The 6,088-nt window shown below is 51.7% G+C and carries 5 protein-coding genes; 2 read left to right on the top strand and 3 right to left on the bottom strand.

Annotation, left to right across the window (positions count from 1 at the left end):
- Positions 1-203: 203 nt before the first annotated feature.
- Positions 204-572, bottom strand: a complete 369-nt coding sequence (pdxT, locus tag HY774_27350; protein ID MBI4752221.1) for a pyridoxal 5'-phosphate synthase glutaminase subunit PdxT — start codon at positions 570-572, stop codon at positions 204-206.
- A 251-nt stretch (positions 573-823) separates the two neighbouring features.
- Positions 824-1,705, bottom strand: coding sequence for a pyridoxal 5'-phosphate synthase lyase subunit PdxS (gene pdxS, locus HY774_27345; GenBank protein MBI4752220.1), 882 nt, complete (start codon positions 1,703-1,705; stop codon positions 824-826).
- A gap of 307 nt (positions 1,706-2,012) precedes the next feature.
- Between pdxS and HY774_27340 the strand changes: the two genes are divergently transcribed.
- The gene (locus HY774_27340) at positions 2,013-2,873 is read left to right on the top strand and encodes an MBL fold metallo-hydrolase (protein MBI4752219.1); all 861 of its coding nucleotides are present in this window, start codon (positions 2,013-2,015) and stop codon (positions 2,871-2,873) included.
- A gap of 384 nt (positions 2,874-3,257) precedes the next feature.
- Entirely contained in the window at positions 3,258-4,550 is a 1,293-nt protein-coding gene (locus HY774_27335) for a threonine/serine exporter family protein (protein ID MBI4752218.1), read from the top strand.
- Positions 4,551-4,821: 271 nt separating this feature from the next.
- Here HY774_27335 and HY774_27330 read toward each other — a convergent pair whose 3' ends face one another.
- On the bottom strand, positions 4,822-5,820 hold the full coding sequence (locus HY774_27330) for an ATP-binding cassette domain-containing protein (protein MBI4752217.1): 999 nt from the start codon (positions 5,818-5,820) through the stop codon (positions 4,822-4,824).
- Between the last annotated feature and the right edge of the window lie 268 nt (positions 5,821-6,088).

Genomic DNA, 6,088 nt, shown 5'->3' with positions numbered 1-6,088 from the left:
AGACTATGATAGGCCACCATGATGAGTATTCTCCTTCTGTCTATTTTTTGTTCTGTCGGGAATACTCATTTCTTTTTCCTTCGTCAACCCTTTTGACTCATTGCGTCAGATTTCCCGGATTCTTTTTCTGAAAACCTATATCGCTGGAATTACCAGTTTGGCAATCTTTTTTTCGCCAGCAATTGCTTGAGTGCAGAAGAATTTCAGGCAGGCTGGGAAACAATCGGTTGGATTTGTTCAGCAAACAGAGCATGAATGCGGGGATCAGTGGTCAGTTCTGGATGAAACGTCGCCGCCAGAATATTGCCCTGGCGGACCATCACCGGCTTTCCATTGTGCTCGACCAGAACTTCGACGCCTTCACCCAGGTGCGTGATAATCGGTGCCCGGATAAACACCAGTTCCACTGGTTCATCGCCAAGTGTTGGGACTGACACGTGCGTGGTAAAGCTATCGAGCTGCCGGCCATATCCGTTGCGCTGGACACCAATATCAATCACCGCCAGTGATTCCTGCTCTGGATTGGTCACCTGGTTGGCCAGTAAAATCGCACCGGCGCAGGTGCCAAACATCGTTTTTCCGGATCGGGCATATTCGCGAAGCGGCTGGGTTCAGGGTTCAGGGTTCAGGGTTCAGGGTTCAGGGTTCAGGGTTCAGGGTTCAGGGTTCAGGGTTCAGGGTTCAGGGTTCAGGGTTCAGGGTTCAGGGTTCAGGGTTCAGGGTTCAGGGTTCAGGGTTCAGGGTCTTCGAATTTAGGTCCTTTATGTCCCTTTTGTCCTTTTTGTCCTTTTTGTTATTTTCCCGAACCCCGAACCCAAATAACCTACCATCCTCGCGTTGCGAGCAATTCACCTTCCGGCAGGGTGGTCACATCAATTCCACGCATTGGTTCGCCGAGGTCTTCGCTGACTTCGAGCAAAACTTTCGGGTCGTTAAAATGAGTTGCCGCTTTGACAATCGCCCGTGCCCGCCGCGCCGGATCAGAGGACTTAAAGATTCCAGAGCCGACAAACACTGTTTCTGCACCAAGTTGCATACACATCGCCGCATCAGCCGGTGTGGCAATGCCGCCCGCCGCAAAATTTGGAACCGGCAATTTGCCCAGTTTAGCAACCAGTTGCACCAGTTCAAATGGGGCTTGATGTCGCTTGGCTTCAGCCATCAACTCGTCGTCACTGAGCACCGTCAGCAACCGCATATCACGATGGATCTGGCGCAGGTGCTTGACGGCTTCGACGACGTTTCCGGTGCCAGCTTCGCCCTTGGTGCGAATCATGGCCGCGCCTTCGCCAATCCGGCGTAAGGCTTCGCCCAAATTGGTGGCACCGCAGACAAAGGGCACTTTAAACGCGAATTTATTGATGTGGTTGGCATGGTCTGCCGGCGTCAGCACTTCGGATTCATCAATGAAATCAACACCCAGTTCTTCGAGGATCTGTGCTTCGACAAAATGGCCGATCCGGACCTTGGCCATCACGGGAATTGATACCGTTTTCATAATTTCACGGATCATGCCCGGTGATGACATCCGGGCCACGCCGCCGTCCCGGCGAATGTCAGCCGGTACACGCTCCAGGGCCATCACGGCCACGGCACCCGCATCTTCAGCAATCCGAGCCTGCTCAGCATCTACAACATCCATGATCACGCCGCCCTTGAGCATCTCGGCGAGTCCAGTTTTCAAACGCAACTGTGTATCAGTCATTGGCTTACTCCCAGAAAATGAAAAAATGATGAGTTTGATGAGAAATGCTAAAACTAGCCAAGAATGTAGTCCTGTTCAATATCCATTTTCCTAAAAACCGGTAGGGCCACTTTGAAGAGCGAGTAGCGAGTAGCGAGTAGGAATGAATAGTTTGATCAATTTACCGATGCAGTACCTAAAAACCTCCTGACTCCTCACGCCGTGTTTACTGGTTAGGAGGAATGGGGTGACAAGCAGGAACCGGATTGGCTACTCTTCATCATTTTTGACGGACACTCCGATTTGGACTGAGAGGGGGGCAACCACAATGGCGAGTCTTGGGAAGCGGCTTCCACACAATATCGAAGGCGAATTTTTTGTTGATTCAACCTGTATCAACTGTGACACCTGTCGTCAGCTTGCCCCTGATGTGTTTGAAGACGACGGCGACTATTCCTTCGTCCAGGCACAGCCTGAAGATGAAAAAACCCGCCGTGAAGCCACACGTGCCCTGCTCGCCTGCCCAACCGGATCAATTGGAACCACTGGGGAAAACCTGTCGCACCAGGTGATTTCAGACTTCCCATTTTTGATTGAAGATAGTGTGTACTACTGCGGGTTTAACTCGGCAAAGTCCTATGGAGGGCATAGCTATTTTGTGCAACATCCAGATGGAAACTGGTTGATTGACTCGCCACGCTTCTTGCCGCACCTGACTCGTCCCGTCGAGGATCTTGGCGGAATTCGCTTTATTTTCCTGACCCATCGCGACGATGTGGCCGAAGCCGCCAGCTATGCCCGCAAATTCAAAGCCGAACGCATCATCCATCGCGATGAGCTTTCCGCCCAACCAGAGGCCGAACGCATCATTGACGGTGTGGAAACCATCACCTTTCATCCGGATTTTCAGATTATTCCGACTCCCGGTCACACTCGTGGACACATGGTACTGTGCTACCGCAACCGGTTTTTATTCACGGGCGACCATCTGTGGTGGAGTCGCGTCCGCCAGGGATTATCAGCTTCGGCTGAGTACTGCTGGTATTCATTTCCAGAACAACTCAAATCACTGGCAAAACTCAAAAACTATTCATTTGAATGGGTTTTGCCTGGACACGGCCAGCGTGTACATCTTCCAGCAGAGCAAATGCAGCACGAACTGGACCAACTCTTGGAAAGGCTTCATTAGAAGGCAGAATTTGATTTTTGGTTTGGCACCGCGAAGCGTTGCGGTTCGGATAGCCGGTCAGTTGGCCGCTCTGGGCCTACCACCGGTCTCCACGGCCTCCCTGATCGCTCCGCGCTTCACCCGTGCCTTGCAGGGGCACGGGTGAAGCGCGGAGTATTGGAGAGAACAACCTTTTTCCGGTGGTAGCTCGCAAAGCCGAGCAACCGACCGGCTATCCGAACGGCAGCCCTCCGGGATGCTCAATCCAAGGCACTCAAGCCGGTTCCGGCAGGAGGTTCCGAAAACCCGACAGGTGAAAGGATGTCCTCCTCTCCCAGGAACTTATTCTTTAACGCTCTCTAAGCATTCTGACCTCACTTCCTTATGTCCTCGTTACTCCTTGATATGCAAGATTTTTCGTCTGCCCCGCCAGCTCCAGTTGATGATTTCTCGATTGCCGATGCACTTCCCAAACTGGTTACCCAGGCACTGAAGGCTGAGACGTCAAGTATCGCGTTTGTCCTCAAACTTGGAAAAGCCCTCCATCAATACGGCACCCCGGCCCATCGCCTGGAAGACACACTCGTTGACATCTCAAACACACTGGGGTTGGAAGGCCAGTTTTTTTCAACCCCAACCAGCATTTTTGCCTCCTTTGGCGATCCTGAAGAACAGCGCACCACGCTCATCCGCGTCGAACCCGGCGAAGTCAATCTGGAAAAACTTGTTCTGCTCGACACTCTGGCTGAGCAGGTTTTAGACGGTACCCTGACGCCGGGTGAAGGGGCTCAACAAATTGATGAAATCGTAGCCGCCCAGCCCCGGTATGGTGATTTTTTGACGGCGATCTGCTTTGGGATTTCTTCAGGTGCGGCTTCGAGATTTTTGGGAGGCGGCTGGCGTGAAATTCTGATGGCAACCGTGATTGGAATGTCACTCGGGATTTTTGCCTGGTTGGCTGGCAAATACCCAAACCTTTCGCGGGTGTTTGACCCGGTTTCAGCCATTATTGCCTCAGTCCTGGCGATTGTAGCAACTCAGGTTTTTGCTCCGATTTCGGTCTACATCACCACGTTGGGCGGGTTGATTGTGCTCGTTCCTGGATTAACCCTGACGGTTGCCATGAATGAACTTGCCCAGCGGAGCCTGGTTGCTGGCACGGCACGGTTGATGAGTGCGATTCTGCTCCTGATTGAAATTGGGTTTGGGGTGGCACTGGGAACACAAATTCAACGCATTCTGCCAACCGTCTCAATGTTTCAGCGTCCGGAAATGCTGCCGTGGTGGACCGAACCACTGGCCCTTCTCATCGCACCTCTTTCACTGGCCGTGCTTTTTCGAGCCCGTCCAAAAGATATGGGATGGATTTTGCTGTCAGCTCTGGTGGGGTTCTGGGGAGCGCGAACGGGTGCCTGGATGCTTGGCCCAGAGCTTGGGGTATGTCTCGGCGCGTTGCTGGTGGGATTGGCTGGAAATTTGTACAACAAATATAAAAAACGTCCGGCGGCAGTCCTGCTTGTTCCGGGCATTATGTTACTGGTTCCCGGAAGTGTCGGCTATGGAAGCGTCGCGAAATTCCTTGAAAAAGATGTGGTGTCTGGGGTTGAAGCGGCCTTCCGAATGATCCTGGTCGCGATTGCACTGGTCACCGGACTGCTCCTGGCCAATACCACAATGCCACCACGCAAGGCGTTGTGAAAATAGTCAGTAGTCCATCAGTCAGTAGTCAGTAGTCAGTGGTTGATGAGTCAGTAGCCCATTAGTCAGTAGGTAAAACCTGGATCGTTGAATCTGTAGAATTCTTGGAAAGAATTGTTCCTAAATGATTCAAATAGAACCAAATCTACTTGACAGATAATTCAAAAACCCAACACTTGACTACTGACTACTGACTACTGACTACTGACTACTGACTACTGACTACTGACTACTGACTACTGACTACTGACTACTGACTACTGACTACTGACTACTGACTACTGACTTTCGCATGCAAAAAACACGCTGCCAGGTGACCGTTGCCCAGGTCCTGAAGCGGTGGCTCGGCTTCGCGGCACATTGGCATCACATGCGGACACCGGGTATGAAACCGGCACCCGGTCGGAGGGTTGATCGGGCTCGGAACATCGCCCTGGAGTACAATTCGCTGACGGGTTTTTTCAATTTTGGGATTGGGGACCGGCACGGCTGAAATCAGCGCCTGGGTGTAGGGATGTTGCGGCTGGGCATATACGGTTTTAGAGTCTCCAAGCTCGACAATTTTTCCCAGGTACATCACGGCAATCCGGTTGCTGATATGCCGGACGGCTCGCAAGTCGTGTGAAATAAACAAATAGGTTAATTTTCGTTCCTGTTGCAGTCGCTTCAGGAGGTTGAGGATTTGCGCCTGGATTGAAACATCGAGCGCTGCAATTGGTTCGTCAGCCACGACCAGTTCTGGATTGAGCGCCAGCGCACGGGCAATGCCGATTCGTTGTCGCTGCCCACCTGAAAATTCGTGCGGATAGTGCCGTACCACACCTGGATTCAGCCCAACTGTTTGCATCAGGTTTTGAACCTGCTCCGCCAGATCTTTTCCGCCTTGCCCAAATGTTTTCAAGGGTTCACCAATGATGTCACCCACGGTCATTCGCGGATTGAGTGACGCATAGGGATTCTGAAAAACCATTTGCATGTGCCGTCGTGTCTGGCGTAACTGACTTGCACCCAACGAACACACATCCTGTCCTTGAAAGAGAACCTTTCCACCAGTCGGCTCGACCAGCCGTAAAATGGCGCGCCCGGTGGTTGATTTTCCACACCCGGATTCGCCAACCAGCCCAAGCGTTTCGCCAGCCTGAATTTCAAACGTCACACCATCAACGGCATGTACAACACGTGCTTTTTGGCGACTGAACACGTCCATCAGTCCATGCGAACGCACGGGAAAGTGAACTTTCAAATCCTGAAGCGAGAGAAGAGCAGGCATAGCAAAAGTGGAGTGAGTAGCGAGTAGTGAGTAGTGAGTAGTGAGTAGTGAGTAGTGAGTAGTGAGTAGTGAGTAGTCAACCCAGGATTATTATTGGTACGACCAGTTGGAAATCACAAAACTTTTTATATAGCTTTTCAGATAAATATTTCCAGGGCACGCGCGTCATTTCTCAGTAATATAAGAAAAACCAAAAGGTGATTAAGCTGCTTCCCGCAACCCACACAACGCCAAAATTTCCTCCTGGGTATTTTGGAAGCGGGCAATC

This window comes from Acidobacteriota bacterium (assembly GCA_016208495.1).
Taxonomy (GTDB): domain Bacteria; phylum Acidobacteriota; class Blastocatellia; order Chloracidobacteriales; family Chloracidobacteriaceae; genus JACQXX01.
Note: the sequence above shows the minus strand (reverse complement) of the source record. Positions and strands in the feature narration are given on the sequence as shown.

Excerpts from the sequence above, each read along its gene's own strand:
- pdxS (MBI4752220.1), bottom strand. The coding sequence starts at position 1,705 with ATGACTGATACACAGTTGCGTTTGAAAACTGGACTCGCCGAGATGCTC.
- pdxT (MBI4752221.1), bottom strand. The coding sequence starts at position 572 with ATGTTTGGCACCTGCGCCGGTGCGATTTTACTGGCCAACCAGGTGACC.
- HY774_27330 (MBI4752217.1), bottom strand. The coding sequence starts at position 5,820 with ATGCCTGCTCTTCTCTCGCTTCAGGATTTGAAAGTTCACTTTCCCGTG.
- HY774_27340 (MBI4752219.1), top strand. The coding sequence starts at position 2,013 with ATGGCGAGTCTTGGGAAGCGGCTTCCACACAATATCGAAGGCGAATTT.
- HY774_27335 (MBI4752218.1), top strand. The coding sequence starts at position 3,258 with ATGCAAGATTTTTCGTCTGCCCCGCCAGCTCCAGTTGATGATTTCTCG.